This window comes from Thermodesulfovibrio sp. 1176 (assembly GCF_029946585.1).
Classification (GTDB): domain Bacteria; phylum Nitrospirota; class Thermodesulfovibrionia; order Thermodesulfovibrionales; family Thermodesulfovibrionaceae; genus Thermodesulfovibrio.
On sequence record NZ_JARZRZ010000001.1, the window covers coordinates 143,269 to 169,361 of the forward strand.

General features: G+C 32.2%; 31 protein-coding genes. 6 read left to right on the top strand and 25 right to left on the bottom strand.

Features of this window, described 5'->3' with window-relative positions; genetic code table 11:
* Nucleotide 1: 1 nt before the first annotated feature.
* Nucleotides 2-838 carry an imidazole glycerol phosphate synthase subunit HisF gene (gene hisF, locus QI155_RS00750; protein WP_068861356.1) on the bottom strand — a complete coding sequence of 279 codons (837 nt, stop codon included), beginning with the start codon at nucleotides 836-838 and terminating at the stop codon, nucleotides 2-4.
* Entirely contained in the window at nucleotides 820-1,545 is a 726-nt protein-coding gene (gene hisA / locus QI155_RS00755; RefSeq protein ID WP_068861355.1) for a 1-(5-phosphoribosyl)-5-[(5-phosphoribosylamino)methylideneamino]imidazole-4-carboxamide isomerase, read from the bottom strand. The genes hisF and hisA overlap by 19 nt, the downstream gene beginning before the upstream one ends.
* Before the next feature lie 21 nt (nucleotides 1,546-1,566).
* Here hisA and QI155_RS00760 point away from each other — a divergent pair, with 21 nt between their 5' ends.
* The 4 genes from QI155_RS00760 to QI155_RS00775 are packed head-to-tail and all read left to right on the top strand — an operon-like array spanning nucleotide 1,567 to nucleotide 5,368.
* Nucleotides 1,567-2,166 (top strand): class I SAM-dependent methyltransferase, encoded by a 600-nt coding sequence (locus QI155_RS00760; RefSeq protein ID WP_068861354.1) that lies wholly within the window; start codon nucleotides 1,567-1,569, stop codon nucleotides 2,164-2,166.
* 44 nt (nucleotides 2,167-2,210) lie between these two features.
* The gene (locus tag QI155_RS00765) at nucleotides 2,211-3,179 is read left to right on the top strand and encodes a KpsF/GutQ family sugar-phosphate isomerase (protein ID WP_068861353.1); all 969 of its coding nucleotides are present in this window, start codon (nucleotides 2,211-2,213) and stop codon (nucleotides 3,177-3,179) included.
* Nucleotides 3,179-4,234, top strand: coding sequence for an LptF/LptG family permease (locus QI155_RS00770; RefSeq protein WP_281320910.1), 1,056 nt, complete (start codon nucleotides 3,179-3,181; stop codon nucleotides 4,232-4,234). Before QI155_RS00765 ends, QI155_RS00770 begins: the two co-directional genes overlap by 1 nt.
* Before the next feature lie 9 nt (nucleotides 4,235-4,243).
* On the top strand, nucleotides 4,244-5,368 hold the full coding sequence (locus QI155_RS00775) for an LptF/LptG family permease (RefSeq protein ID WP_068861351.1): 1,125 nt from the start codon (nucleotides 4,244-4,246) through the stop codon (nucleotides 5,366-5,368).
* Between the two features lie 11 nt (nucleotides 5,369-5,379).
* On the opposite strand, the gene QI155_RS00780 is transcribed toward QI155_RS00775, so the two are convergent.
* Complete coding sequence (locus tag QI155_RS00780) at nucleotides 5,380-6,258, bottom strand: NAD-dependent epimerase/dehydratase family protein (RefSeq protein ID WP_281320911.1); 879 nt, start codon at nucleotides 6,256-6,258, stop codon at nucleotides 5,380-5,382.
* Between the two features lie 16 nt (nucleotides 6,259-6,274).
* Nucleotides 6,275-8,044: an excinuclease ABC subunit UvrC gene (uvrC, locus tag QI155_RS00785; RefSeq protein WP_281320912.1), complete on the bottom strand. Its 1,770-nt coding sequence runs from the start codon at nucleotides 8,042-8,044 to the stop codon at nucleotides 6,275-6,277.
* 86 nt (nucleotides 8,045-8,130) lie between these two features.
* Here uvrC and atpB point away from each other — a divergent pair, with 86 nt between their 5' ends.
* Both atpB and QI155_RS00795 read left to right on the top strand, forming a co-directional pair.
* Nucleotides 8,131-8,808 (top strand): F0F1 ATP synthase subunit A, encoded by a 678-nt coding sequence (gene atpB, locus QI155_RS00790; protein WP_173894071.1) that lies wholly within the window; start codon nucleotides 8,131-8,133, stop codon nucleotides 8,806-8,808.
* 24 nt (nucleotides 8,809-8,832) lie between these two features.
* Nucleotides 8,833-9,165 carry a hypothetical protein gene (locus QI155_RS00795; RefSeq protein ID WP_068861502.1) on the top strand — a complete coding sequence of 111 codons (333 nt, stop codon included), beginning with the start codon at nucleotides 8,833-8,835 and terminating at the stop codon, nucleotides 9,163-9,165.
* A 103-nt stretch (nucleotides 9,166-9,268) separates the two neighbouring features.
* On the opposite strand, the gene panD is transcribed toward QI155_RS00795, so the two are convergent.
* From panD to QI155_RS00900, 21 genes are read right to left on the bottom strand one after another with little or no spacing between them, the layout of a single operon-like run.
* The gene (panD, locus tag QI155_RS00800) at nucleotides 9,269-9,649 is read right to left on the bottom strand and encodes an aspartate 1-decarboxylase (RefSeq protein WP_068861503.1); all 381 of its coding nucleotides are present in this window, start codon (nucleotides 9,647-9,649) and stop codon (nucleotides 9,269-9,271) included.
* 19 nt (nucleotides 9,650-9,668) lie between these two features.
* Nucleotides 9,669-9,956, bottom strand: coding sequence for an Asp-tRNA(Asn)/Glu-tRNA(Gln) amidotransferase subunit GatC (gene gatC / locus QI155_RS00805; protein ID WP_068861504.1), 288 nt, complete (start codon nucleotides 9,954-9,956; stop codon nucleotides 9,669-9,671).
* A gap of 2 nt (nucleotides 9,957-9,958) precedes the next feature.
* On the bottom strand, nucleotides 9,959-12,058 hold the full coding sequence (locus QI155_RS00810) for a UvrD-helicase domain-containing protein (RefSeq protein WP_068861505.1): 2,100 nt from the start codon (nucleotides 12,056-12,058) through the stop codon (nucleotides 9,959-9,961).
* Nucleotides 12,059-12,112: 54 nt separating this feature from the next.
* Nucleotides 12,113-13,945, bottom strand: a complete 1,833-nt coding sequence (gene glmS / locus QI155_RS00815) for a glutamine--fructose-6-phosphate transaminase (isomerizing) (protein WP_068861506.1) — start codon at nucleotides 13,943-13,945, stop codon at nucleotides 12,113-12,115.
* 1 nt (nucleotide 13,946) lies between these two features.
* Nucleotides 13,947-14,684, bottom strand: a complete 738-nt coding sequence (locus QI155_RS00820) for a BsaWI family type II restriction enzyme (RefSeq protein WP_068861507.1) — start codon at nucleotides 14,682-14,684, stop codon at nucleotides 13,947-13,949.
* Nucleotides 14,677-15,831, bottom strand: a complete 1,155-nt coding sequence (locus QI155_RS00825; protein WP_281320913.1) for a DNA methyltransferase — start codon at nucleotides 15,829-15,831, stop codon at nucleotides 14,677-14,679. The genes QI155_RS00820 and QI155_RS00825 overlap by 8 nt, the downstream gene beginning before the upstream one ends.
* The gene (gene glmU, locus QI155_RS00830; protein WP_281320914.1) at nucleotides 15,828-17,183 is read right to left on the bottom strand and encodes a bifunctional UDP-N-acetylglucosamine diphosphorylase/glucosamine-1-phosphate N-acetyltransferase GlmU; all 1,356 of its coding nucleotides are present in this window, start codon (nucleotides 17,181-17,183) and stop codon (nucleotides 15,828-15,830) included. Before glmU ends, QI155_RS00825 begins: the two co-directional genes overlap by 4 nt.
* Nucleotides 17,183-17,794 (bottom strand): DUF502 domain-containing protein, encoded by a 612-nt coding sequence (locus QI155_RS00835; protein WP_068860351.1) that lies wholly within the window; start codon nucleotides 17,792-17,794, stop codon nucleotides 17,183-17,185. The genes glmU and QI155_RS00835 overlap by 1 nt, the downstream gene beginning before the upstream one ends.
* A 1-nt stretch (nucleotide 17,795) precedes the next feature.
* Entirely contained in the window at nucleotides 17,796-18,551 is a 756-nt protein-coding gene (locus QI155_RS00840) for a YebC/PmpR family DNA-binding transcriptional regulator (RefSeq protein WP_068860353.1), read from the bottom strand.
* 57 nt (nucleotides 18,552-18,608) lie between these two features.
* Nucleotides 18,609-19,355, bottom strand: coding sequence for a hypothetical protein (locus QI155_RS00845; protein WP_281320915.1), 747 nt, complete (start codon nucleotides 19,353-19,355; stop codon nucleotides 18,609-18,611).
* Nucleotides 19,352-19,924 carry an orotate phosphoribosyltransferase gene (gene pyrE, locus QI155_RS00850; RefSeq protein WP_068860357.1) on the bottom strand — a complete coding sequence of 191 codons (573 nt, stop codon included), beginning with the start codon at nucleotides 19,922-19,924 and terminating at the stop codon, nucleotides 19,352-19,354. Before pyrE ends, QI155_RS00845 begins: the two co-directional genes overlap by 4 nt.
* 5 nt (nucleotides 19,925-19,929) lie before the next feature.
* Nucleotides 19,930-20,361: a YMGG-like glycine zipper-containing protein gene (locus tag QI155_RS00855; RefSeq protein ID WP_068860359.1), complete on the bottom strand. Its 432-nt coding sequence runs from the start codon at nucleotides 20,359-20,361 to the stop codon at nucleotides 19,930-19,932.
* 46 nt (nucleotides 20,362-20,407) lie between these two features.
* Nucleotides 20,408-20,776: a DUF5615 family PIN-like protein gene (locus tag QI155_RS00860; RefSeq protein WP_281320916.1), complete on the bottom strand. Its 369-nt coding sequence runs from the start codon at nucleotides 20,774-20,776 to the stop codon at nucleotides 20,408-20,410.
* The gene (locus QI155_RS00865; protein WP_068860363.1) at nucleotides 20,773-21,000 is read right to left on the bottom strand and encodes a DUF433 domain-containing protein; all 228 of its coding nucleotides are present in this window, start codon (nucleotides 20,998-21,000) and stop codon (nucleotides 20,773-20,775) included. Before QI155_RS00865 ends, QI155_RS00860 begins: the two co-directional genes overlap by 4 nt.
* Nucleotides 21,001-21,019: 19 nt before the next feature.
* A complete protein-coding gene (locus QI155_RS00870; protein ID WP_068860365.1) occupies nucleotides 21,020-21,919 on the bottom strand; it encodes a diguanylate cyclase in 900 nt (299 codons plus the stop codon).
* Between the two features lie 48 nt (nucleotides 21,920-21,967).
* Entirely contained in the window at nucleotides 21,968-22,672 is a 705-nt protein-coding gene (pyrF, locus tag QI155_RS00875) for an orotidine-5'-phosphate decarboxylase (RefSeq protein WP_068860367.1), read from the bottom strand.
* Nucleotides 22,669-23,217 carry a dCTP deaminase gene (gene dcd, locus QI155_RS00880; protein WP_068860369.1) on the bottom strand — a complete coding sequence of 183 codons (549 nt, stop codon included), beginning with the start codon at nucleotides 23,215-23,217 and terminating at the stop codon, nucleotides 22,669-22,671. Before dcd ends, pyrF begins: the two co-directional genes overlap by 4 nt.
* Nucleotides 23,218-23,221: 4 nt before the next feature.
* Nucleotides 23,222-25,126, bottom strand: coding sequence for an ATP-binding protein (locus QI155_RS00885; protein ID WP_281320917.1), 1,905 nt, complete (start codon nucleotides 25,124-25,126; stop codon nucleotides 23,222-23,224).
* Nucleotide 25,127: 1 nt separating this feature from the next.
* The gene (locus tag QI155_RS00890; RefSeq protein ID WP_068860373.1) at nucleotides 25,128-25,349 is read right to left on the bottom strand and encodes a sulfurtransferase TusA family protein; all 222 of its coding nucleotides are present in this window, start codon (nucleotides 25,347-25,349) and stop codon (nucleotides 25,128-25,130) included.
* Entirely contained in the window at nucleotides 25,331-25,585 is a 255-nt protein-coding gene (locus QI155_RS00895; protein ID WP_068860375.1) for a HypC/HybG/HupF family hydrogenase formation chaperone, read from the bottom strand. Before QI155_RS00895 ends, QI155_RS00890 begins: the two co-directional genes overlap by 19 nt.
* Nucleotides 25,558-26,046, bottom strand: coding sequence for a HyaD/HybD family hydrogenase maturation endopeptidase (locus QI155_RS00900; RefSeq protein ID WP_068860377.1), 489 nt, complete (start codon nucleotides 26,044-26,046; stop codon nucleotides 25,558-25,560). Before QI155_RS00900 ends, QI155_RS00895 begins: the two co-directional genes overlap by 28 nt.
* Nucleotides 26,047-26,093 lie beyond the last annotated feature (47 nt).

Sequence of the window (26,093 nt, forward strand, 5' to 3'; positions counted from 1 at the left end):
TTTATAATCTTATTGGAATTCCTTTTTGCTTTAAAAACTCTTTTGCTTCCCTTATTGAGTATTCCCTGAAATGAAATATTGAAGCTGCCAGAGCTGCATCTGCCTTTGCATAGGCAAAGGCTTCATAAAGATGTTCCAGCGTTCCTGCTCCACCAGAAGCAATAACTGGAATTGTTACAGCCTCTGCAATAGTTCTTGTAAGCTCTATATCATAACCTTCCTTTGTTCCATCTCTGTCCATGCTTGTAAGAAGAATCTCTCCAGCACCGAATTCTTCCATCTTTTTAGCCCACTGAATTGCATCTATTGGTCTCATAAGTCTTCCACCATGAGTTGAAAGAACAAACCTTGAATTTTCATTATAAAGAACATCTTTCAGTTCAGAATCATCAAACCACTGTTCAGGTGGATAGGATTTAGGAGCAAAGGTTTTATCAACCCTTTTTGCATCAATTGCAATTACTATACATTGTGAACCGAATCTTGTTGATGCTTTTTGAATAAAGTAAGGGTCCTTTACAGCAGTTGTGTTTATGGATACCTTGTCAGCGCCTGCATTAAGCAGATCTCTTATGTCATCAAGGCTTTTTATGCCTCCTCCGACTGTAAGTGGCATGAATACAACTGAAGCAGTTCTTTCAACAACATCAATTATAATCTTTCTTTTTTCATGGGATGCTGTAACATCAAGAAAAACAAGCTCATCAGCTTCTTCTTCATCATAATAAAGGGCATTTTCAACAGGATCTCCTGCATCTCTTAGGTTGAGAAAATTAACACCCTTTACAACCCTTCCATCCTTTACATCAAGACAAGGTATTATGCGTTTTGCCAACATAGCTCAATAGCCTCGCTAAACTTTAATGTTCCTTCATAGAGGGCTTTTCCTACGATAACACCCCAAAGATTTGGGATTTTTGAAAGCTTTTTAATATCATCAATTGATGAAACTCCGCCTGAGGCAATGACAGGAATTGTGAGCCTTTCAACAAGTGCTTTTGTTGCTTCAATATTTGGTCCTGTAAGCATTCCATCTCTTGAAATGTCAGTATAAATAATTCCCCATACTCCATGCTCCTGCATTCCTTGAGCAAGTTCAGTTGCCTTGATTTTTGTAAGTTCAACCCATCCTTTTACTGCTACATAACCATCACGGGCATCAATTCCAGCAATTATTTTTCCTGGAAATTTTTTGCATATATCTTTTACAAAATCAGGAGCTTCTACTGCAACAGTACCGAGTATAACTCTGTCGATTCCGCAATCAAGAAGGATTCTCACATCTTCTTCTGTTCTGATACCTCCTCCCACTTCTATTTCTCCCTTAAAGGCATTTCTAATTTTCTTAATAGATGAAAGATTTTGTATTTTTCCACTGAACGCTCCATCAAGATCAACTACATGTAAAACCTTTGCTCCTTCATTTTGCCACTTTAATGCAGCATCCTGAGGGTTGTTATAATAAACAGTGACTTCGCTAAATTTACCCTGCCGAAGTCTTACACATTTACCATCTTTAAGGTCAATTGCTGGAATTATATGCATTTTTTAGTATAACATATTCAAATGGATGAGCTTGAAAAGGAGTTCGTAATTGATTTTTTCACAAAAAGACTTATTCATTTTAAGGATTCTCCCGAAGCAGTAGGATGGACAAAAACAGGACAACTGCTTCGTTACGAAGCAGTTTATAAACTTATCAATCCTGATGGGAAAAAGCTTCTTGATTTTGGTTGTGGTAAAGGTGATTTTTACAGATTTTTAAAAGAAAAGGGAGTCAATTTAACCTATACAGGAATAGATATCAATCCTTCTTTAATAAAGCTTGCACAGAAAAACTATCCTGCAACAAATTTTTATGTAAAGGATATTGAAAGTGAACAATTAGATGAAGTTTTTGACTATACTGTGGTGATTGGAGTTTTTAATCTTGCTCTTTCTAATATAAAAAATCTTATGCAAAGATGCTTAGAAATTCTTTTTGAGAATACCAAAGAAAGACTTATTCTTACTTGCCTTAATAATAAAACAAAATTTCGTGATATTGGTGTTGCTTATTTTTCTGTGGAAGAATTGCAAAGACTTGCTCAAAGCCTTACAAAAGATTTTGAAGTTTTAGATAATCTTATAGAAGGAGATTTATTTTTAATTCTTGACAGGAAATAGATATTATTTGAAATAAATTTAAATGCTGACTTAAAATAAAACTTATGGAAAATCTAATTGATGCTGCAAAAAAAGTTCTTACAATTGAAGCTTTATCAATTCAGGAACTTAAAGATAGAATTAATGAAGATTTTATAAAGGCTGTTGAAATCATACATAACTCAAAGGGAAGAGTAGTTGTTACAGGAATTGGCAAATCAGGGCTTGTAGGAAGAAAAATATCAGCAACTCTTGCTTCAACAGGTACTCCTTCTTTTTTCATGCATCCAGCTGAAGCAAGTCATGGTGATCTTGGTATGGTCACTGAGGATGATGTAGTTATTGCAATAAGTAACAGTGGTGAAACAGAGGAGGTTTTAAGGCTTATACCCTATCTAAAATATTTCAATGTAAAGATTATTGCCCTTACAGGAAATCCCCAATCAACTCTTGCCAAACAGGCAGATGTTGTTTTAGATGTATCAGTTAAAGAAGAGGCATGTCCCTTTGGTTTTATTCCAACAGCATCAACGACTGTAACTATGGCAATGGGAGATGCTATAGCAGTTGCATTAATAATGCGTAATGGATTTAAAAAAGATGATTTTGCTGTATTTCATCCAGGAGGTTCTCTTGGAAGAAGAATGCTTACAAAAGTCAAAGATTTAATGCACACAGGAGAGGAACTTCCTGTTGCCTATTCAGACACTTTGATGCTTGATGCTATTTTAGAAATTTCTTCAAAAAGATTAGGAGTTGTTGTTATTGTGGATGAAAATAAAAGAATTCTCGGAATTATCACAGATGGCGATATAAGAAGAGGAGTTCAGCGATGGGGTAAAGAACTCTTTGAGTTAAAGGCTTCTCAAATAATGACTAAAAATCCAAAAACAATCAATGAAGAGGAACTCGCAGCAGTTGCTCTTTCAACAATGCAGAAGTATTCAATAACGAGTCTTGTTGTTCCTGCCAGTGATGGCACCCTTAAAGGATTAATTCATATCCATGATATTCTTAAAAAAGGCATTTTTTAATGACGATTATTTTTAAAGCTTTAACCAAAGAGTTACTTCAGAATATTTTTCTTTCTTTAGCTTTTTTAAATTCTTTGCTTATAATTGAAAAGCTTCTTAAATTGAGCAAAGTTTTTGCTTCTGTTGGTATTGATTTAATAAATCTTTTCAAAATTGTCATTCTTCTACAACCGCAGTTACTTATATTTACTCTTCCTATGGCTTTACTTATGGGAATTTTGCTAACTTATGGAAGAGTTCAAACAGACAATGAAATGACAATTTTTATGGTAAGCGGAATGCCATATAAAAAAGCCTTTAAGCCTGCTATATATATAGGATTAATTGCCTTTTCATTTACAGTTTTAATGAGCTTTTATCTTGCCCCTTCCGCAGTAAATCTCGTAAGAGAGAAAATATTAACAATTCTTGCAGAAAGAGCCCCCCTCGGAATAGAAGAGGGGGTATTCAATCAAGGATTTAAAGGCATTACTATTTTTGTAAAAGAAAAACCAGATAGCCTTACTCTGAAAGAAGTTATAATTTTTGATGAAAGAAAAGAGGAAACTAAAATTGTAATTGCAAAAGCTGGCAGAATTACAAAAGAAAAGGAAAATATCAATCTTAGTTTGCTTGATGGGAAAGTCTATTTTAATAAAGATATTACTTTAAATCAGATAAACTTTAAGGAATATATTTTTAAACTTTCTCCTAATATAGAACCAATTGCGAAAAAAATAAGTGAATTTTCCATTTTTGAGCTTATATCAAAGATAGGAAGCGATGAGAAAAGAAAGACTGATTATAAACTCGAACTTTATAAGAGATTTTCTTTGCCTCTTTTGTGTATTGTTAGTGTGTTTTTATCCCCTTTTTTATGCAGGTTAATTGGCAAAAGTGGAAGAATTGGTGGAGTAACAGTTGGTTTACTTGTATTTACAATTTATTATATTCTAATGATTTACGGAGCAAATCTTGCAAAGGCTGGAAAGGTCTCAGCTGAGGTAGGTTCTTTATTACCTATAATAATTATGGGCTTATTTACTTTTTTCTCCTACAACAAAATCAAAGCATAGGATAAAAAAATGAGAATAAATATTGTTTGTTTTAGCTATCTTAAGGATTTTTTAAAAATTTTTATTGTTTTAACTATCTCCCTTGCTTCGCTTCTTTCAATAATAGGAATTGTCGAAAAAATTGATGATTTTATGCCCTATAAACCTTCTTTATTATTTTTTATTGAATATTTCCTGTATAACATACCAAGGTATGTTTTTTATCTAATTCCCTTTGTTACGCTAATAAGTTCCCTTTTTATATTTTCCATAGGCATTAGAACCAGAGAGTTACTTATTTTATCTGTTTCAGGAGGAAGACTTCGGAAGATTTTAAAACCTTTTTTATTTTTAGGCGTTATAATATCTTTGTTTGGATTTATTTTTGGTGAATTTATTCAACCCTACGTTACAAAAAAAATTAACGTTATGATAGAAACTTTAACTGAAAAAAATAAAAGTAGAGTTCAAAAAGATGTATATGTTAGGACAAAAGACGGAATAGTTGTAAAAATTGGAACATTGAATTTTTCAGAACAGTCGCAGAACATAAAAATAGCAAATAACTTAAAAATATTCATAATTAAAGACGATATTCTTCTTAAAAGAATTGACTCAGAAAAAGCAGATATCACAAATAAAGAGTGGTTGCTTAAAAATGTTATAGTTTATGATTTCATTAATGGAAGAGTAGAAAAATTGCCTGAAATGAATTATCCAATGAATCTTAAATTATCTGTAACAGCCTTTAAAGATATCAAAAAAATCGAAGAATTTGGTATATCAGAGCTTTTACAAAAAAGAAGAGAGTTAAAAAAAGTAGGGCTAAGTAATCCAAAAATTGATACTGATATAAGCGGAAGGCTTTCTTATAATTTTGTTACACTTTTTATGATGATTTTGGGTCTTTCTTTACCTCTTGGAGCCTATGAAAAATTTAGCTCTATTTTTTCAAAAACTAAAAGCGGGGTTCAGGCAAGTGGACTAATAACAGTTAGTATCGGACTTTTAATAACAATAGTTTACTGGCTTTTTTATTCACTTTTTATGTTTGTAGGCTATTCTAAAATCTTACCACCCTTTATTGCTCCATGGATTACGACTGTAGTGTTTGGCTTGGTTTCTGTGAAGCTTTATTTTTCAATTAAAGAATAAATAGATAAAGTTTATTTATTAGTTGCTGACCATTTTATTGATTCTATGTACGGAATCGGGCTTCTTTGTAAAATTTCTGTCATTTGTAAGATATCTTTAGAATAACCGCATACATTATCTCTCCACATCATTTTGTATTGTTCAGATAGAAATATTTTCAGAAATCCCTTTGGAACAGGTATAAAAAATGCTAATTTATTAAGAAATCTTAAGAAGTCTTTAACAATATCCCTTAAACTAACCTTTTCATCGCCACAAAGCTCAAATACGCCTGTTCCTTTATATTCAATTGCTTTTATAAAACATCCTGCCACATCCCTTACATCCACTGGCTGAAAATAATATCCTTTAATATCAGGGAAAATAATAAAAGGAGTTCTATAAAGAATTTCTCTTAATTTTGTAAACAGTAACTGTTCAGGACCTAAAATAAAGGAAGGACGAAGTATAACATAGGGGAGTCCGCTTTTTAATAGTTCTTTTTCGGCTTTCAATTTAGTAATATGATACTTTGATGGAGCTTTCTCATCTACTCCAAGGGCGCTCATATGAATTATTTTCTTAGGAGGCAACTCCTTTAAAACTTCATAAAGGCATTTAGAATACTCAAAATGCACCTTTTCAAAGGTAACTCCTTTAGATTTTATTTCTTGAATAATGCCAATTAAATGGATTACATAGTCAGGCTTTAATATTTTTATCGTATCTCGTAATTTTTCTATTTTAGTTAAATCATCTATAACATGACAGTGTATTGTATCTCCAAAAATATTTTCTGCCTTTTTCAAATTTCTAACTAAAAGATGAACTTCATATCCTTTTTTAAGAGCAAGATTTACAACATATCTTCCTACAAAACCAGTTCCACCTGTTATTAAAACTTTTTCCATAATTATATAAATTTTATCATTTTTGAAGATATTTTAAAACTTTTTTTGCAAGATTTAAATTGAAACTCGGTAATTTAGCAATCTCCTCCTCTGAGGCTTCTTTAATTTTTGAAAGGCTTCCATATTGTTTCAGTAGTATAAGTCTTCTTTTTTTGCCAATCCCTGGAATTTTCTCAAGGATAGACTCAAAAGTAACTTTTTTCCTTAATTTTCTGTGATAACTTATAGCAAACCTGTGAGCTTCATCTCGTATCTTTCTTAATAAAAGAGAAGATGGTTTTTTGTCTTCAAGAGATATTTCCTTGCCATTTGGGAAAATTAATCTGTCTGGGTCTTTTGCAATGGCATATACATTTAATTTATCCTTTAATTCAGAAAGTACCTTTAGAGCAACATTCAAGTGTCCTTTACCACCATCTATCAAAACAATATTTGGTATTGGTACTCCTTCTTCTGTATCAAATTTATTTATAACTCTGAAAACAATCTCTTTCATTGATGAATAGTCATCTGCTCCTTCGGTTTCTTTTATTTTTAAATGTCTGTAGTAATTTTTATTAAATGAACCATTTTCCCAGTAAACGAAACTTCCTACAGAATGATAGCCAAAAAGAGTAGAAACATCAAAGGCTGCAATCCTTTCTGGCAATGATTTAAGGTATAGTCTTTCTTTAAGTTCGTATAAAGTAGTTTCAATTGGCGAGATTTTATGTTTTAGATGAATTTTAGCATTTTTTATTGCCATATCAATAAGAGCTTTTTCTTCATCTGACTTTGGTATTCTTATTTTAATTTCAACTCCTCGTTCTTTTGATAGCCAGTTAATAAGATTCTCTGAATTATCTGGAATTTGCTCTAAGAGAATTAAAGGTGGCGGAATTAGATTTTCCTTTAAATAAAAAGATTCAACTATAGAAAAGGTAAGTTCTGATAGATTTTCAAAAAAAACTTTTTTGATAAGATAATCTTTAGAACCCACTAATAAACCATTTCTTACAAACAAAATATTCACTGAGATATTTGAATTATCTACATATATTCCAAAAACATCTAAATCATCAAGATTCTGGGATACTACCCTTTGCTGTTCAAAAATTCTCTCAAGTCTCTTTATTTGCTCTCTTACTCGAGCTGCTTCTTCAAATTTAAGATCTTCACTCAGTTTAAACATTTTTTCCCGTAACATATCAATAAGTTCTTGTCTCTGTCCTTTAAGAAACATAATAACTTCCTCTACTTTTTTAATATACTCTTCTCTACTTATTAATCTTGCACAGGGAGCAGGACATCTTTTCATCTGGAACTGAATGCAGGGCTTTATTGTTTTGTTTAAATTATATTTGCATGTTCTGATAGAAAAATTTCTTCTGATAAAGGAGAGAGCTTCCCACATAGATTGAGCTGGGACATATGGACCAAAATATAAACTACCATCTTTTTTTATTTTGCGAGCTACTTCAATTTTAGGCCATTCCTCATTCACAGTTATTTTTAGATATGGATAGCTTTTATCGTCCCTCAGTAAAACATTAAAAGGTGGTTTATATTGCTTTATTAGATTTGCCTCTAAAACAAGAGCCTCAAATTCATTAGAAGTTACAATGTAAGAAAAGTCCTTCACTAACTCCATCATGCTACGTTTTCTTGGATCAAGCTCACTTGCGTTAAAATAACTTAACAATCTATTCTTTAAATTCTTTGCTTTTCCTACGTATAGAACCTTTCCTTTTTTGTCTTTAAAAATATAAACTCCAGGATGAGAAGAAATTTTTGAAATTTCTTTCATAAATATATTATATTAGAATCACTCTTGACATTTGGAAAAAATTTATGTATTATAACTAAAACTAAATTTTAGAAAGGAGGCTTATCGTGGAGGCACCGACTTTTTTACACATGTTATTCCCTTCAATCCCGCCATATGTTAGTTATTCATGGTTAGCTATGGCATTGATTATCGGAGTTTCTCTTGTTGTCAAGAGAAACTTAAAAATGGTCCCAGCAGGAATTCAAAACGTAATGGAAGTGCTTACGGAATTTTTAAGAGGTCAGGCTTTAATGAGTATTGGACATCATTGGGGAGATAAATTTTTGCCTCTTTTAGGCACTCTTTTTATTTATATTTTAGTCTGCAATTTATTCGGTCTTATTCCAGGTTTTGAATCCCCAACTTCCAATGTTAACATGACCTTTGCTATGGCAATTCCTGTATTCTTTATCTATCAGTTTATGGGTTTTAAAGTCCATGGAATTCGTTATTTAGAACACTTTTTAGGTCCTATTAGAAGTATCTATGCCATACCATTTATGATGTTTATGTTTGTGGTAGAATGGATAACCCATTTAGCAAGACCTTTAACCCTTGGAGTCCGACTTTTTGGCAATATGTTTGGAAAACATCTTTTATTAATGGTTCTTGGCATTTTAGCTCCATTGATAGTGCCTGTTGCCTTTTTAGGATTAGGAACATTGGTCAGCGTACTTCAGGCATATGTATTTATGTTATTAACCGCTGTTTATATAGCAGGTGCCGTTGAGGAGTCTCATTAAAAAAAGAAAGGAGGGGAAAACAGAATGAGAAAGTTTTTTGTAGTTCTACTTACTGCATTGGTTGTTGTTTTGACCGCCTCAGCAGTTTTTGCAGCTGAATCTGATCCTGCAAAGCTTAATTACTATGGGTGGGCCACAGCAGGAGCATTAATCGGACTTGGCGCAGCTGCAGGTGGTGGTGGAGCTGGAATGGGACAGGCTGTTAGAGGTATTCTGGAAGGTTCAGCAAGAAACCCCGGAGTTACCGGAAAGCTCATGACGCTCTTTATCGTAGGTCTTGCATTAATTGAGTCTCTTGTCATTTATGTTCTTGTATTTGTTCTTATTACCTTCTATGCAAATCCTTTTGTGAAGTAATTTTTCTATTTTTTCAAAAAGGGGAGCAAAGTCTCCCCTTTTTTTATTTATAATTTTAAATTATAAAACAAACGAAATCAGATTTTGCTCTTCTAAAGATAAATCATAAATGTTCAGTAATTTGTGGGCTATAAATTTTTACAGGCTCGTTTTCTTCATTAAGTAATATGATTTTGGGTTTGTGTAATGCTATTTCATCATCTTTTAAATATCCATAAGAAAAAATAACTATTCTATCCCCAACTGATGCTTTTTTAGCAGCAGGACCATTAAGCCCTATTTTCCTTGAGCCCTTTGGCGCGGGAATAACATATGTATCAAATCTTTCACCATTATTCATGTTACTTATCCATACCCTTTCATAGGGCATGATACCTGAAAGCTCAAGTAGCTCAATATCAATACTAATTGAGCCTTCATAAAATAAATTAGCCTCTGTTACTTTTGCAAGATGAAGTTTTGCTCTTAAGAAAGTTCTTAACATTTACCTCTCACTAATTTTTTTATTCAATAATTTTAGGAACTCTAAAAAATTTATCTGTATAATCTGGTGCATTCCTTAAAGCTTCGTCTCTTGAAATAGATGCTTTAACCTCATCTTCTCTAAAAACATTATTTAATTCAATTACATGCGATGTCGGTTCAATATCTTTAGTATCTACTTCGTTTAGTTTTTCAACATACTCAAGGATTCTACTAAGTTGTTCTTGATAAATTTCTGTCTCGCCTTCATCGAGCTCTAATCTACTTAGTAATGCTATGTGTTTTACCTGTTCCTTTGTAATTTTCATTTTTAAACCCTCTCTAAATTTACAATTTTTGGAGCTAATTTTTTAACTCCGATGCCAGGAAAATTAACAATAACTTTTAAATCTTCTCCTTCTCCATAACAGTCTCTAACAACTCCAATGCCCCATGTAGGATGTTTAACCTTACATCCTATTACAAAGGGTGTTTTTATCTTTGGTTTTTCTGTTGTTTTCTTTTCTGTTACAAAAGTAGAATAATCCTTTCTTATACAAGTACAGTAATCAGCTGGAATGTCTTTGATAAAACTCGAAGGTTCCTGTTTTTGAATTTTTGAATAGAGTTTTCTATTGCTTGCAGATGTTAGAAATAGAATATTTTTTGCTCTTGTCATGCCAACATAAAATAATCTCCGTTCCTCCTGCATTTCTAATAAATCTTCTTTTGCTTTGAAATAAGGGAGTATACCTTCTTCACATCCTGCAATGAATACAACAGGAAACTCAAGCCCCTTTGCTGAATGAAGAGTAAGAAGGGAAACATAATTTTTCTTATTCTCCCAAATATCTACATTGGAGATTAAAGAAACCTTATCAAGAAATTCTCTAACAGGGATGTTTTCTGCAGAAGAAAGCAGTTCTAATACATTTTGTATTCGATCTTCTTCTATTTCTTCAAGATAACCCGTGGAATTTAAAATATCTTTAATCATCAATGATGCAGTTTTATATTCTTTTTTAGATAACTCTTCTATAAATTCTACAAAGGCTGATAATTTTTCCTTTAGAATTTCTGAAGCATTTTCATCCTTTATTATTGATTTTATTGCATCGTAATAGGAACACATATTTTTCTTTGCTTCCTGTTCAATCTTTGTTATAGCGGAAATACCTATACCTCTTGGAGGAGTATTGATTATTCTTAGAAGACTCAGATTATCTTCCTTATTAAGAATAAACCTCATATAAGCAATAACATCTTTTATTTCTTTTCTATGATAGAAACTTACCCCACTTATTACCTGATAGGGTATGCCTTCAATTCTTAATGCTTCTTCTAAAGCTCTTGCTTGCAAAGTTAATCTATAGAGTATAGCAAAATCTCTGTATTCATAATCTCCTTTAAGGTATAATTCTTTAATGCTTTTTGCAATATACTTAGCCTCTTCTTCTTCGTTGCTTAATTGGCAATAAAAAATTTTTTCTCCCCAATCTCTTTCAGTCCATAAAGTTTTGGGTTTTCTTATAGGATTCTTAGAAATCATGGCAGTTGATGCAAGTATTATATGTTTTGTTGAACGATAATTTTGTTCTAATTTTACAACTTTAGTACCTGGAAAATCTTTTTCAAATTCTAAGATATTATAAACATTTGCTCCTCTAAATTTATAAATGCTTTGGTCATCATCTCCTACAGCACATATTTTTTTATGATACTTTGAGAGTAATTGAAGAAGCACATACTGTGATTTATTAGTATCTTGAAATTCATCAACAAGGATGTATCTAAATTGTTCAGAATATTTTTTCAATAAATCTTCTCTTTCTCTAAAGAGATCTATTACACAAAGAATCAAGTCATCAAAGTCTAAGGCATTGTATTTTTTTAATTCATTTTGATATTTCATATAGATTCTACCTAATCTCTCTTCAAATTCATAACCCTCAATACTTGATACATAATCCTCAGGAGTTATGAGGTTAGATTTTAAATTGCTTATCTTTGATGCAAGACATTTACACAAAGCCTCGTGCATGTTTAAATCTTTAAGAATTCTTTTAATTAGGGTTGCCTGATCATCTTCGTCATATATTATGAAATCTCTTTTGTATCCTATTTTATCAATATGATTTCGCAGAATTCGTAAACAGAGGGAATGAAAGGTTCCAATCCACATATTTTTGCAATGGCCATTACACATTCGTCCAATTCTTTCTTTCATTTCTTCAGCTGCCTTATTTGTAAAGGTAACGGTAAATATTGAGGATTGAGAAAGTCCTTGTTCACGGGTTAAATAAGCAAATTTGTAAGTAATTACCCTTGTTTTTCCACTTCCTGCACCTGCAAGCACAAGAAGTGGACCTTCACAATAAACTACTGCTTCTTGTTGAGCCGGATTTAAATCCGACAGGGGGAAATCTTTCATGGCTATACCCCTCTTAATTTTATTTTTATACAAAGTCTTTATATTTTGCTAAATTTATTCAACGGTAACACTTTTAGCAAGATTTCTCGGTTGATCAACATCACAACCCCTCAAAACAGCTATGTGATAAGCAAGAAGTTGAAGAGGTACAGTAAGCAATACAGTATTTAGATATTTATTAATACCTTCTACTTTAATTAATCTATCTGATAATGTTTTCATTTCTTCTTGATCGCTGTCTGTAAATGTTATTAAAAAACCATCCCTTGCTTTTATCTCCTGCATATTAGAAATAGTTTTCTCCATTAGTGTATCCTCTGAAACTATAAATACAACTGGAAAACCTTCTTCAACAAGTGCAATTGGTCCGTGTTTCATCTCTCCTGCTGCATATCCTTCAGCATGAATATATGATATTTCCTTTAATTTCAAAGCACCTTCTAAAGCAACTGGATAGTTTAAGCCTCTTGCAAGATACAAAAAATTCGGTTTTCTATAAACTTCTTTTGCAATTATCTGAATATTTTTGTCAATTCTTAAAGTATCTTCAACTTTTCTTGGCAAAGCTAACAAATCATTTATTAAAACTTTAGCTGTTTTTTTGGTAACTTTTCCTTTTGCTAATGCAAGACCGATGCTGAAAATATATAGAGCCACTATCTGAGTTGTGAAAGCCTTTGTAGAGGCAACTCCAATTTCAGGACCTGAATGAGTGTAAAAGACAGTATCTGCATCTCGAGAGGCTGTGCTTCCTAAAACATTGCAGATGGTTAATGTTTTAACTTTATTATTTTTAGCATATCTTAAAGCAGCCAAGGTATCTGCTGTCTCTCCTGATTGAGTGATTGCAATGAAAAGAGATTTCTTTTCAAAGGGTATTTTTCTATAACGAAATTCAGAGGCAATATCAACTTCAACTGGAATACTGCAGAGCTCTTCAATCATGTATTTACCAATCATACATGCATGATAGGAGGTTCCACAGGCTACAAGGTAAATCTTTTCATAATTTTTTAGCTCATTTTTAGTAAAACCCCATTCCTCATAAACAATTTCACCTTCTTCATGTAAAATCCTTCCTCGAATGGTATCTGCAATAGCTCTTGGCTGTTCATATATCTCTTTTAACATAAAATGTTTGAATCCGCCTCTTTCAGCAGCTCCTTCGGTCCATGTTATTTTAGTTGTAGTCTTTGTTTTTTCATTGCCCTTTAGGTCATAAATTTTGAATCTGTTTTTATTCAAAACAACCATTTCTTTATTTTCAAGAAAAACAACATCTCTACAATGAGCTAAAAAAGCAGGGACATCGCTGGCTATAAATTTTTCCTCCTCTGATATTCCAACTACGAGAGGACTTTCCATCCTTACTCCAATTAGAGTATCAGGTTCCTCTTCATTTATCAAAACTATTGCATAGGAACCTTTAAGCTTTAAGCATGCATGCCTTACAGCATCCTCAAAACTGTATTTTTTTGAATATTTTTCAATCAAATGGGCAATCACTTCCGTATCAGTCTCTGAATTAAATTTATATCCTTCCTGAGTAAGCTCTTTTTTAAGTTCAATATAGTTTTCAATTATTCCGTTATGAACAACAGCAATCTTGCCTGAACAGTGTGGATGAGCATTTTCATCTGAAGGTTTTCCATGGGTTGCCCATCTTGTATGTCCTATTGCTAATTTTATATTGTTTAAACTGCCTAAATCCTGTAGGAGTTGTTCCAAATTTTTAATTTTTCCTTTACATTTTACCGTGTTAATCCTGCTATCAACTAAATAGGCTATCCCAGCTGAATCATATCCACGATATTCCAGCCTTTTTAACCCATCAAGTACTATCTGAACAGCATTTTTATCTCCTATATATCCTATTATCCCACACATTCTATCCTCTTTTTTTGTTAAAAATATTAATTAAGTCTATAAATATTTTTTCGTATTTTTTTACTTTACTATTTTCTTCTTCATCCTCAAAATCATCTCTTAAAATATAGATACCATCAAGCTCATATTCGGCTATGATTCTGTTTCTACTTTTTCCATTTATTCTGTTTTTTAAGTTAGACTTTATATAAAAATCCTGATCATTATCAGCAGTAACAAGAAATACTTTGATATTCTTTGTAACATCTGAAGCAAGTAATTTTAACTTCCAATAACAAGCCTGAGCTATTCTTTCTCTTAAACTTGTTTTACATGAAATAATAGCTAAAACATCTGAATTCCAAACATCATCAACATTCCAATCAACAACTACAAGGTCAGTATCTGGTAATAAAAGATAATCTCCAAATTTAACAGCAATCTTTCTAAATAGTATCTCATTTTTTTTATCTTTAATTTCATTATCTGTTAAAACCCTTAGAGTGCTAAAAGATTTATCTTTCTTACTGATTTCTTTTAAATATGCACTAAGTATGGATTTGATAATGTTTTCAAATTTTCTACCTATAAATGAATGCCATGACTGTTCAGGGTCTTTTATGTGAGAATGATGAGTTTTAAGGTTTTCTACATAGCTTTTCTTGAGATCTTTTATCTCAAGCCATGCCTGATTTGGATCTTTATTTCCTGCTTCTAAATCTCTAATAATATTCTCAATATTTTTTTTAGGGTCATTCATTCTTTTTGTCCCTTTTATATTGATTCCATTTAATTTGTCTTTTTTCTCTTTTTAATGTCTCTTGAGAAAATTTTCTAACAATAAAAAGATATTTAAATCCTCTCAAATAAAAATTAAATCTTAGTGCTCTATTATGCCAGATAGCAGTATTGGATGTTTGATTTCTACGGGCAACACAGATTATATCAACGGGCTCAAAATATTTGCAAAGCCTTTCAAATATTCTGAATCCAACAGGAGTAAATTTTTTCTTTACCCATTGATCACCAATTAACCAGCCCAAAACTTTACCTGGTTTTAAAATCCTATGACACTCTCTCATAACTTTCTCTAACTCATCATAAAAATGTTCAGTTTCAGCAGAAATTTTTCCTATATCTTCAGGATGGTCATTATATCTAACATTATCTCCGTAAGGAGAATCAATAAATATCATATCAACTGAATTATCTGGGAGAGGAATATTTCTGGCATCATTCTGAACTATATCTGGTCTTGTTGGAGAAATGTCATAACATATGCATTTACGATTTTCCTCTTTACAAACATCAAGAGTAGTTCCACTTCCAGCCATTGGGTCAACAACTAAATCACCAACCTCTGTATATCTTTTTATCATGTTATATATAACAAATGCTGGAGTGACACCTGGATATTTATTGTTACCCTTCGGCATTTTCCCATAGCTTTGAGTTGGATAATCCCAAAGAGTAGTTGTTTCTAATTTGGGTTTTTCATTGTCATCAATAATTTGCTTTACCTTGCTCCAATCAAAATTATCAAGATTTTGAAGATAGTCAAGGAATATATCTAATAATTGAGAGTTTATAACCTTGCCCCATTTTATTCCCATTTTATCTAAAATTTTTTTTGCTTCTTTTAGGATTATTAAATTTTCATTCTTTTCAACTTTAACCTGATAGGGATATTTACCTCCCCATGCATGAGGTTCTATATTTTTCCCTCCGTCAGAAACTGCTTTAAAAATACCATACAGAACATCTTTATCAATGTTATAAAGGAATAAATAGTCTCCTTTTTTAATTTGTAAAACTTCATCGGAGTAAAGTTTGTTAGTTGAAAAAATCATCCTTTCAAAGCATTCTTTTTCTGTTTTATCTGTGCATGCGAATATAAATCCTTTCACTTTTTTCCCCTCTTTTTCCTTGCCCAACCTTCTATGTTTTTCTGAGGAGTCCTTGATACTGCCAAAGCATCAGAAGGAACATTCTTTGTAATTGTAGAACCAGCTCCGATGTATGCACCCTTTCCAATTTTGACAGGAGCTACAAGCTGTGTATCACTTCCTATAAAAACATCATCTTCTATAGTTGTCTTATGCTTCTTTTTACCGTCATAATTACATGTAATTGTACCTGCGCCGATGTTTACATTTTTACCTATTTCAGAATCTCCAAGGTAACTAAGATGGGATGCCTTTGTTCCATCTCCGATCACTGATTTTTTTATCTCAACAAAGTTACCAATTCTACAATTCTGTCCAATAATACTTTCAGGTCTTATATGAGCAAAGGGACCGATATTTGAGCCAGACTTTATATGAGAACTTTCAATTACTGTGTAATCTTTTATTTTAACATTATCTTCAATAATACTATCTCGGATTCTTGTCCCTTGGTAGATAATACAATTTTGCCCGACGGTCGTGTTTCCTTCAAGAAAGACATTTGGATAAATTATCGTGTCTTTTCCAATTTTTACAGAGGAAGAAATCCAGACAGATAATGGATCATAAAAGGTAACACCTTCAGCCATCAATTCCTTAACAATTCTGTCTCTTAAATATTTCATAGCAAGAGAAAGTTCCTCACGATTGTTTATTCCGATTAACTCATTTTCTTCCGCTATTGAATAGGCGTCAACTTTATATCCTTTAGAAACCGCTATTTCTACAATGTCTGTGAGATAAAATTCACCCTTACGGGGATTTTCCTTAATTTCTTTAAGAAGGGCTAAAATGTCTCTTTTTAACAAATAAACTCCACTATTTGCCTCAGAAGATTCCTCTCCAGCGTAATCGGTAACTTCAACTATTTTTTCAACATCTCCTTTAGAGTTTCTTAAAATTCTTCCGTAGGAATGCTGTCGTTTTGGATAAAAGGAAAGAATTGCCATGGCTGGATTTTTCTCATCAAAAATTTTTAAAAAATTTAAAAGTGTGTCCTTTTTTATCAAAGGTGTATCACCATTTAGAATTAAAATTTTTTCACTTTTTATGGAAGGTAAAGCAGACTCTAAAGCATGGGCTGTTCCCTTAGGTTCATTCTGGAAAACAATGTTCAAATCATGTTTTTCAAGATGTTCTGTAACTTCTTTTAATGATGGATTAATAACAACAAATATATTGGCAGGATTAAAACTTCTGGCACACTCTATAACATAATTTATAATTGGTTTATCAAAAATTTTGTGAAGTATTTTTGGCATAGAGGACTTCATTCTTGTGCCAAGTCCTGCTGCCAAAATTACCACATCCATTATTTATCACCTCTTATTATTTGTGGTGCAGCAATCCCGCCTGAAAGAATTATTTTTATTCCTTCCTGAATAGGAATATTTGTATGAATAACACTTTCTTCATCAAACAAGACCACTTCTCCAAGATAGAGGTTATTAGTAGGTATATATACTGCAATTAGCTTTTTTTCTATATCCTTTTCCTTTAAAAAACATTCCTTTGTCTGAAATCCAAAAACAAAGCTACCCTTTCTTGGATACTCCACAATTACAAATTTCTGAAAAGAAGTTTTATTTTCAGGAGAAAAAGCATCAATTAATTGCTTCAAAGATGAATAAAGGCTTTTAAATACAGGTATTTTAAGAAAGAGTAATTTTTCAATCTGATCTAAAAGTTTTTTCCCAAAGACATTGGTTGATATAACTCCTACTAAAAAAACTATAACCAAAGCTGTTATAAAGCCTAATCCAGCAATATGCCTTCCAAAAATGTAATCATATATAGGTCCTAACAATCCATCTACGATTTTAAAAAGTTGAATTAAGACAAAGATACTTATTGCTACAGGAATTGTTACTATTAGACCTGCAATAAATTTTCTCTTAAAAGTAAGTCTAATAGATGGCTCCATCCTATACTTCTGCCTTAATCATTGCCTCATTTGGGATATCAAAGTTTGCATAAACATTTTGAATGTCATCATGGTCTTCTAAAGCATCCATGAGTTTTAACATTTTTTCAGCATCTTCTCCCTCAACAGATACATAATTTTTAGGAAGCATTGTTACCTCTGCTAAAGAAATATTTATCCCAGCTTTCTGCAAAACCTCTTTCACATCTTTTAATTGTTCTGGTGAAACAATAATTTCATAATTATCCTCTTTAGGATCATTTTTCACATCTTCGACCCCTGCATCTAATACAATTGAAAGAAGAGCATCTTCATCAACTGATTTTTTATCAACAAGAATGTATCCTTTTTTCTCAAATATCCATGAAACACATCCAGACTCACCAAGACTTCCACCATGTTTTGAAAGAAGATGTCTTATCTCAGAAACAGTTCTGTTTTTGTTATCGGTCATAGCTTCAATTAAAAGGGCAACTCCCCCAGGTCCATATCCTTCATAAGTAACTTCTTCATAGGCTGTGCCTGCCAGTTCTCCAGTTCCTTTCATTATTGCTCTTTTAATGTTGTCCATTGGCATGTTTACTTCTCTTGCTTTCTCAATTGCAACTCTCAATCGAGGATTTTTTTCAGGGTCTCCTCCTCCAAGGCGTGCTGCAACGGATATTTCTTTTACAAGTTTTGTGAAAATTTTACCTTTTTTGGCATCAACTTGTGCTTTTTTATGTTTGATTTGCGCCCATTTGGAATGCCCTGCCACAATAACCTCCTACAAGGATGGGATATTTTTAATAATAATAAGATTTTTCCTGTTCTGTCAAATTTTTACTGATTCCAGAGCATTCAATGCATCAATAAATAAAGAGTTTTTAACTCCACCAACTGTCAATTCTCTGATAAATAAACTTTTTTGAACTTTTATAAATTCTTTTTTATCAATTGAGGCAATTCCACATATCTCATCGATAAAATCAGAAATAATAGGAACCTCAAAAAGACCCTCTTCTGATTGCATTAATTTTTTTAAAAAAGGATTATTCTCAAATTTAAAAAAAATTTTTTCCATTATGCTTCTTTGAAAAATAAAATTCTGACGAAGTTTATAAAAATTCTCACGAAGTTCTTTATCAGTAAATTCAACATCCCATACCAATTTAGCATCATCGTGAAATCCTTTACAGGATTTGAAAGCTCCTTGTCTTTTTTTGGCTATCACAAGATTTTGTAATTCTTCAGGAAAGGTTACTGAAAAAGGAATAACAGAGCATTGAAGGGGTTTAAAACTATTTATTGAACATAAAAAGTTTTTAAGCATTTGACATCTTTTTTTTAATCTGTTGCCAGCAACAAAGTCTCCAATTATATAAAAATTTCTAAATTTTATAGCAATTTCTTCTATATAAGCTTTATGATCCGAATTTAAAGGGAATATTTTTCTGAAACCTATTGTAACAGGGAAAAATCTATAAAGTCTGTTAAGCTCTTTTAATGTTAAAATTGTTGCTCCTCCGCAGCAAAGGGAGGAGCAATCAATCATGCATTGAAATTTTATCTGTTTTCTCACTTCCTGTATAGTTTCATTACATCATCTCTTAAAACAACTGCTTGTAAATGATTGGAAAATCCGCATTCTGAAAGAAACTTCAAAATATTTTCCCTCCCACCTTCTTGTCTGTCAATAAGAACAACTACCCCTTTTACAAAAATTCCTGCTTCTTTAAGCCTTGTAATTGCTTGAATTGTTGAACTTCCTGTTGTTATAACATCATCAACTACTACTACACTGTCACCTGTCTGAATATTGCCTTCAATCCACTGCATCGTTCCATGTTCTTTTGCTTTTTTCCTCACCACAAAGGCTTCTATGGGATTACCTTTAAGGTAAGATGTGTAGGAAACAGCCATTGCAATAGGATCTGCGCCAAGGGTAAGTCCGCCAATTCCTTTTACTCCTAAATCTTTAATCATATTGTAAATAATGTTTCCAATTAGATACATTCCTTCAGGGGATAGAGTTACTTTTTTACAATTAAAGTAATAGTTGCTTAACCCCCCAGAAGTCAGTCTAAAAATCGGAGTTTCAGAATATTTAAATGCCTGTTCATAAATTAACTTAATAAGCCTTTCCCTCATAAATTTTAATATGTTCTCTCCTGTTTTTCAGATTCACAGATTTCTTTTACTGTATCTTTTACGAGTTTTCCATTTTCCCAAACTTTTTCGCTCACTTTTCTGCATTTTGTATAGGGATCTTTGTAATAGTAATCACTTGCTGGTTCTGCTCTGTAGTAACCTCTTCCATCTTCTGTTCTGTATTCAACTGGTCGTCCACTCTGGTAAGCCTCTCTTGATCCTCTTGTTGAAATATCAGCAATTGTAGCGCCAAAAACTGCTCCTAATCCAGCACCTATCACTCCTCCGCGCCAAGGATTTTTCTTGTCTAAAAGAGCTCCAGCAATTCCACCGATTACAGCGCCTGCACCTGCTCCTTCATAATGTTGCTGATGTAACTGCCCGCATGCTACAGTAAATAACATTAATGCTGCCAATATCAAAGCCATTGCTTTCATCTTTGACCTCCTTTTTTCTTTTATTCTAACTCAAAAGCATCAAAAATTACTCTATTTCTTCCTGGAATCTTTTAATTCTTATTCCATTTGGACTGATTACAATTAAATTTCCAAAAATATCTTTTTCTTTAAGCATAATAAAAAATTTTTTAAATATTTCGCATGTTTCTTTAATGGTGTGTCTATAAATTTTTACTACTATTATCCCGCCACAATATTTTGGATGAAATCTGAAGATTTTCGAAAAATCCTTATCCATTGTAATTATTATGCGATTTTGTTCACAGGCTATTTTATAAACCTCATCATCTTTTATTCCAGATAAATTATCTCTTATGTTTAATACATCATGTCCTAAGTCTCTCAAATATTCAACAATTGGTTCGAATAAATTTTCATCAGTTAGAAACCTCATGCAGAAACACCGGCTTCTTCATCAGCAAGTGCTGCAGCATAACTCAGACATGCTTTAATATCTTCATCTGTAATATTAGGATAGGCCTTTTTAATGTCTTCAAAACTTTCTCCTTTGGCTAAAAGTTCAAGAATTATGTGAACAGGAATTCTTGTTCCTTTTATGCATGGTTTTCCACTGCAAATTTGCGGATCAATTGAAATTCTTTCTATTTCTGTTTTCATTTTGTTCCCTCTTTTTCTTTTATTCTAACTCAAAAGCCTCAAAAATTACTCTATTTCTTCCTGACTGTTTTGCTTTATAAAGAGCAATGTCTGCTTTTTGAAGTATTTCGTCAAGAAGAATTCGATCATTACCGTAAAAAGTAGTAAATCCTATACTTATTGTTAATTTTATTATTTCTCCTGAAAAAGTATGGAATATGTGATTTTCAACTCTCTTTCTAAGGTTGTCGCAAATTTCTAAAGCCTCTAATTCATCTGTAGAAGGCATAATAATACAGAATTCCTCTCCTCCATATCTACCAATAGTCATTTTGTTTGGAAGAAAATCTATGGTTAAGGAGACAAGTTCCATTAAAATTCTGTCTCCTGAAAGATGCCCATAAGTATCATTAATTTTTTTAAAGAAATCAATGTCTAAAAGAGCAAGGCTTAAAGGTTCCTTGTATAAAGAACACCAACTCAACTCTTCTTGAATCCTTTCCATAAGAAATCCTCGGTTGTATGCTCCAGTGAGAGGATCTTTAGTAAGTAACTTATTAAACTCTCTTTTGAGTTCTATAATTTCACGAGTTCTATTAATTTTCATAATAATTTCACATTTTAAAAATGGTTTTGAAATATAATCAAAAACTTCTAATTCACATATTTTCATTAGTTGAGAATTATTTTTCTTATTGAGAATGGAAATAACTGGACATTCTCTTAAGGAGGGAGCTGTTGTGAGAGTTTCTATTATTTTCCATTTCATATTGCCCTTGGCAGAAATATCAAAAAAAATTAAATCAGGATTTATTTTATAGATGTTATCTATGAGGTTATTGTCTATCTTAAAAGTTTCAAAGTACTCAACTTCTTCTTTAAGAAACTCCGCTAAAAGCTTTGAAAGGTCTTTTTCATTAGAGCATAGTATAAGTTTCATTTTTTCATTAAAAATTATTTCATTAAAAATTATACATTAAAAAACTCCCTATGTAAACAGTTTTTTCAAAACCTCTCCTGGATTTTGATTTGAAGTAACAGCCCTTCCTATGACAATGTAATCGGCACCTAAATCAAAGGCTTCTTTTGGAGTGGTAACTATTTTTTGATCATGTAAATCTGTATCTTTTAATCTTATTCCTGGAGTTACAATAAAGAAATCTTTCCCACACAACTCCTTAATTGTTTTTATCGATGATGCACCTGCAACAACTCCATCTAGCCCTGCCTCTTTTACCTTTATAGTAAGATTTTTAACAATGGTTTCCCGAGAAACTGGAAAAGAAATTAGTTCCTTCAAGGCTGTTTCATCTATACTTGTCAAAACAGTAACTCCTAAAATCTTGGGTGGAAGAATATTCTCTTTGTAAGAATGCTCTTTTACTGCCAACAGGGCTTTTTTCATCATTTCAGTACCACCAAAGGCATGAATTGTGAACATATCTATTTCATATTGAAGGATTGATTTTACAGCTTTATATACAGTGTTAGGAATATCATGGAATTTAAGGTCAAGAAAGATTTTTTTGCCTCTTTTTTTCAGTGTTCTTAAAATTTCTCCACCTTCGCTTAAAAAAAGCTCAAGCCCAATCTTGTAAAAGCCAATAACTCCTTCAAGTTGATTAACTATTCTTAAGGCATCCTCTTTTTTTGAAAAATCAAGGGCAACTATAATACGACTTGGATCAATCATATTTTTGGAAGAACTATGCCCTGTTGTGCCTGATATTTACCTTTTCTGTCAGCATAGGAGATTTCGCATTCTTCCTCGGCTTTTAAAAATATCAACTGTGCTATACCTTCATTTGCATAAATTTTTGCTGGCAGAGGCGTTGTATTCGATATCTCCACAGTTACAAAACCTTCCCAAGCAGGCTCAAGAGGTGTAACATTTACAATAATTCCACATCTTGCATAGGTTGACTTTCCAATGCAGATTACAAGCACATCTCTTGGAATCCTGAAATACTCAACAGAACGAGCCAATGCAAAGGAGTTTGGTGGAATTATGCATACATCTCCTTTAAATTCAACAAAGCTTTTAGGGTCGAAGTTTTTGGGATCAACTACTGTATTGTTTATATTGGTAAAAATTTTAAATTCATCGGCAACCCTCATGTCATAACCATAGGAACTAACACCAAAAGAAATAACACCTTCTCTTATAAGTCCTTCCTCAAAGGGTTCAATCATTCCTTTACGTGCCATTTCTTTAATCCATCTGTCATTTCTTACCATAACTTCACTCCTTCCCGTCTATCATATTTCTTATTTTAAACAAAATTTCCTCAGGAGAAATCGTTTTTTCTACTGTGATAATATTTTTTAATTTCACAGGATGTCCACTAATTATTATAACCTTTGCTTCAGGCTTTATTTTCTTTATCTGTCTCATGACTTCTATTCCTGGAATTCCAGGCATAATAAGGTCTACAAGTGAAAGGGCAATCTGATCTTTATTTCTCTCAAATATCTTTAAAGCTTCTTGCCCATCTTTAGCTTCGTAAACTTTATATCCATAGTCTTTAAGCATGGATGATATATAACCTCTTGTCTGTTCATCGTCATCAACAATTAAAATAGTTTCTAAACCTTTCAATGCATTTTTATCAATTGAATGTTTTAGTTTTGTCTCTTTTATTGGCAGATATATCTTAAAAGTTGTTCCCTTGCTAATCTCACTGTATACATGAATATGTCCATTATATTTTTTAACAAGACCGAATACAGTAGATAGCCCTAGTCCTGTTCCTTTACCCTTTGGTTTTGTTGTAAAGAAGGGTTCAAATATTTTCTGCTTTGTTTGTTCATCCATTCCTATACCAGTATCAGATAAGATTATAAGTAAATATTCGCCAGGCATTACAAGAGGATGTGTATAGGAATATTCGGCATCGATACTAACTCTTTTTAAACAGATTGAAAGTTCGCCTCCCTTCGGCATTGCATCGCGTGCATTAGTAACAAGATTCATAAAAATTACTTCAAGATGAGTTCGGTCAATTTTATAAAAAATTTCTTCTTCTGGTAGATTTATTTTTAGTTCAATGTCTTTGCCAATAACTGGTTTTAGAAATTCTGAAAATTCATTTAAAAATTTATTTAATGATATCTCCTGAATATCTTCTTTAGATTCCTCCTTTCGGCTAAATAAAAGGAGTTTCTTTGATAGGTCCCTTGCTCTTTCAGATGCTTCTATAATCTTTTGAACATAATTTTTAAGTTGAGGGTCTTCTATTTTTGAATAAAGAATTCCACTGAAACCTAAAACTGCTGTAAGAATGTTGTTAAACTCATGGGCAACTCTGCCTGAGAGAAAACCAAGAGATTCCATCTTTTGAGAATGAATTAACTGTTCCTGAATTTTTTTTCTTTCTGAGATATCTATTATCGAAGCAATTGATTTTTTTGTATAAGGAAGCATTTCAACATTTAAGAGAACATCTTTAATTTTTCCATTTCTGTCCTTTAACTTTGATTCATACTGTCTTGGCGCAAGGGATGGATTAATTCTTCTTAATTTATGATACTCTATCATCTTATGAAGCATCTCTGGAGCAATAAATTCCGTCCACTTCATTTTATCTTCAACCTCTTTCTTTGTATATCCTGTCAAAGATTCAAACTCCTCATTTACATATTCAACTGTCATATCTTCTTCAACAACTATTACAGCAACTCCTATTGATGAAAGAATAGTTTTTTGCTGTTCATAAGATTGTATTAATTCTTGATGTTGTTCTTTAATTTTATTTATATATTCAACAAATCTGTTCCTTTGTTCATTTATCAACTGCCCAAGCATCCTTACAACTTCTACTGAAGAATCCTCTGAAGCAGTTGCTGAGAAGTCTCCCTCTTGAAGTCTTCTTAAAACATCAAAATGCTCACATATTCCTATTGCAAGCTCATGGGTAAGTTCAATTATCTCAGAGAGTTCTTCAGAAACTTTATTTATTGAATTTATAAGTTTTTGAACAGCATTTCTTTCAACCACTATGTCTATTTTCTGAGATGTATCTCCCTGTGCGATTTTTTCTAAAACATCACAGCAATAATGAAGAACTTCACTTAAAGCATTTCCATATTCACAAAAAAAATTTTTACATTTTAGATATCCACCATAGGGACAGGGATGATTTTCCATTTTAAATCCTTATTGTAACTTTTAATTTATTACCCATTTTTTCTATACTAAGTATGGTTTTGTTAAGTTTTGAAGCCCATGCTTTGATGTCTTTTTCAAAGGTGGGACAATCTGCTATTACTTCTATAATTTCTCCTTGCTTAAACTGAGGATAAAGGGCACTTAATTTTAAAATAGGATAGGGGCACTTTAATCCGCAGTAATCTAAACTTCTGTCTGCCAATTTTTTTCCTGCTCCTCCATTTCTTTAAATATTTTTTCAAAAATTTTCAATGCCTCTTCTGCCTCTGCTGGTTCCATTTTATTTATTGCAAATCCAGCATGGACAAGAACATACTCACCAATTTTTGGTTCCTCTGGAAGTAACAATAAACTTACTTGTTTTCTTAAGCCCATTACATCAACTGTAGCCATATAACCGTCAATTTCTATTATTTTTGACGGGACTGCAAGACACATTTTATCCCCCACGAATTAAGAATTTTCAAAACTTCATTGACTAATTCATGTATTTTACCAGCTACTGTCTCTGAAAGGTCAAGTCCTAAATCTATGGTTTCAGGCTGAATCCCAACAAGAACAAGCTCTTCTGGCATTACTTCCATAAATCTTGCAACCTCAAGGAGATCCTGAACACCAACATGATGAACAGAAAGTTTTGTTTTTAAGTAGGGAGGAATTTCTTCTCCTCTTAAAACCTTTATATATCCTGGTTCTTTATGGAAATCAACAACATCAATGAGAATAATTTTTTTAAATTTTTCAATGTATGGAAGAAGATCAAGCCCCAATGTGCCCCCATCAATTATTTCTATTTGAGGGTCAAAAAAATATTTTGTTTTTAAAAATTCTGTAACCTTTGGTCCAATACCTTCATCCTGCATAAGAATATTTCCAACTCCGATAATGCCTATATCCATTTCTTTCTCCTTGAAATTAAAAAGCCCTCCCACGGTTGGGAGGGCTT

What these genes read in the sequence shown, in the direction of transcription:
- QI155_RS00885 (WP_281320917.1), bottom strand. Translation starts at nt 25,126, where the DNA reads ATGGAAAATCATCCCTGTCCCTATGGTGGATATCTAAAATGTAAAAAT.
- QI155_RS00865 (WP_068860363.1), bottom strand. Translation starts at nt 21,000, where the DNA reads ATGAAAACAGAAATAGAAAGAATTTCAATTGATCCGCAAATTTGCAGT.
- QI155_RS00870 (WP_068860365.1), bottom strand. Translation starts at nt 21,919, where the DNA reads ATGAAACTTATACTATGCTCTAATGAAAAAGACCTTTCAAAGCTTTTA.
- QI155_RS00855 (WP_068860359.1), bottom strand. Translation starts at nt 20,361, where the DNA reads ATGAAAGCAATGGCTTTGATATTGGCAGCATTAATGTTATTTACTGTA.
- QI155_RS00795 (WP_068861502.1), top strand. Translation starts at nt 8,833, where the DNA reads ATGAGAAAGTTTTTTGTAGTTCTACTTACTGCATTGGTTGTTGTTTTG.
- QI155_RS00835 (WP_068860351.1), bottom strand. Translation starts at nt 17,794, where the DNA reads ATGGAGCCATCTATTAGACTTACTTTTAAGAGAAAATTTATTGCAGGT.
- QI155_RS00810 (WP_068861505.1), bottom strand. Translation starts at nt 12,058, where the DNA reads ATGAAAGATTTCCCCCTGTCGGATTTAAATCCGGCTCAACAAGAAGCA.
- gatC (WP_068861504.1), bottom strand. Translation starts at nt 9,956, where the DNA reads ATGAAAATTACAAAGGAACAGGTAAAACACATAGCATTACTAAGTAGA.
- QI155_RS00760 (WP_068861354.1), top strand. Translation starts at nt 1,567, where the DNA reads ATGGATGAGCTTGAAAAGGAGTTCGTAATTGATTTTTTCACAAAAAGA.
- uvrC (WP_281320912.1), bottom strand. Translation starts at nt 8,044, where the DNA reads ATGAAAGAAATTTCAAAAATTTCTTCTCATCCTGGAGTTTATATTTTT.
- pyrE (WP_068860357.1), bottom strand. Translation starts at nt 19,924, where the DNA reads ATGAGGGAAAGGCTTATTAAGTTAATTTATGAACAGGCATTTAAATAT.
- QI155_RS00860 (WP_281320916.1), bottom strand. Translation starts at nt 20,776, where the DNA reads ATGAGGTTTCTAACTGATGAAAATTTATTCGAACCAATTGTTGAATAT.
- QI155_RS00895 (WP_068860375.1), bottom strand. Translation starts at nt 25,585, where the DNA reads ATGTGTCTTGCAGTCCCGTCAAAAATAATAGAAATTGACGGTTATATG.
- QI155_RS00765 (WP_068861353.1), top strand. Translation starts at nt 2,211, where the DNA reads ATGGAAAATCTAATTGATGCTGCAAAAAAAGTTCTTACAATTGAAGCT.
- QI155_RS00900 (WP_068860377.1), bottom strand. Translation starts at nt 26,046, where the DNA reads ATGGATATAGGCATTATCGGAGTTGGAAATATTCTTATGCAGGATGAA.
- hisF (WP_068861356.1), bottom strand. Translation starts at nt 838, where the DNA reads ATGTTGGCAAAACGCATAATACCTTGTCTTGATGTAAAGGATGGAAGG.
- QI155_RS00820 (WP_068861507.1), bottom strand. Translation starts at nt 14,684, where the DNA reads ATGAATGACCCTAAAAAAAATATTGAGAATATTATTAGAGATTTAGAA.
- hisA (WP_068861355.1), bottom strand. Translation starts at nt 1,545, where the DNA reads ATGCATATAATTCCAGCAATTGACCTTAAAGATGGTAAATGTGTAAGA.
- glmU (WP_281320914.1), bottom strand. Translation starts at nt 17,183, where the DNA reads ATGGATGTGGTAATTTTGGCAGCAGGACTTGGCACAAGAATGAAGTCC.
- QI155_RS00770 (WP_281320910.1), top strand. Translation starts at nt 3,179, where the DNA reads ATGACGATTATTTTTAAAGCTTTAACCAAAGAGTTACTTCAGAATATT.
- QI155_RS00775 (WP_068861351.1), top strand. Translation starts at nt 4,244, where the DNA reads ATGAGAATAAATATTGTTTGTTTTAGCTATCTTAAGGATTTTTTAAAA.
- QI155_RS00780 (WP_281320911.1), bottom strand. Translation starts at nt 6,258, where the DNA reads ATGGAAAAAGTTTTAATAACAGGTGGAACTGGTTTTGTAGGAAGATAT.
- pyrF (WP_068860367.1), bottom strand. Translation starts at nt 22,672, where the DNA reads ATGATTGATCCAAGTCGTATTATAGTTGCCCTTGATTTTTCAAAAAAA.
- dcd (WP_068860369.1), bottom strand. Translation starts at nt 23,217, where the DNA reads ATGGTAAGAAATGACAGATGGATTAAAGAAATGGCACGTAAAGGAATG.
- glmS (WP_068861506.1), bottom strand. Translation starts at nt 13,945, where the DNA reads ATGTGTGGGATAATAGGATATATAGGAGATAAAAATGCTGTTCAGATA.
- panD (WP_068861503.1), bottom strand. Translation starts at nt 9,649, where the DNA reads ATGTTAAGAACTTTCTTAAGAGCAAAACTTCATCTTGCAAAAGTAACA.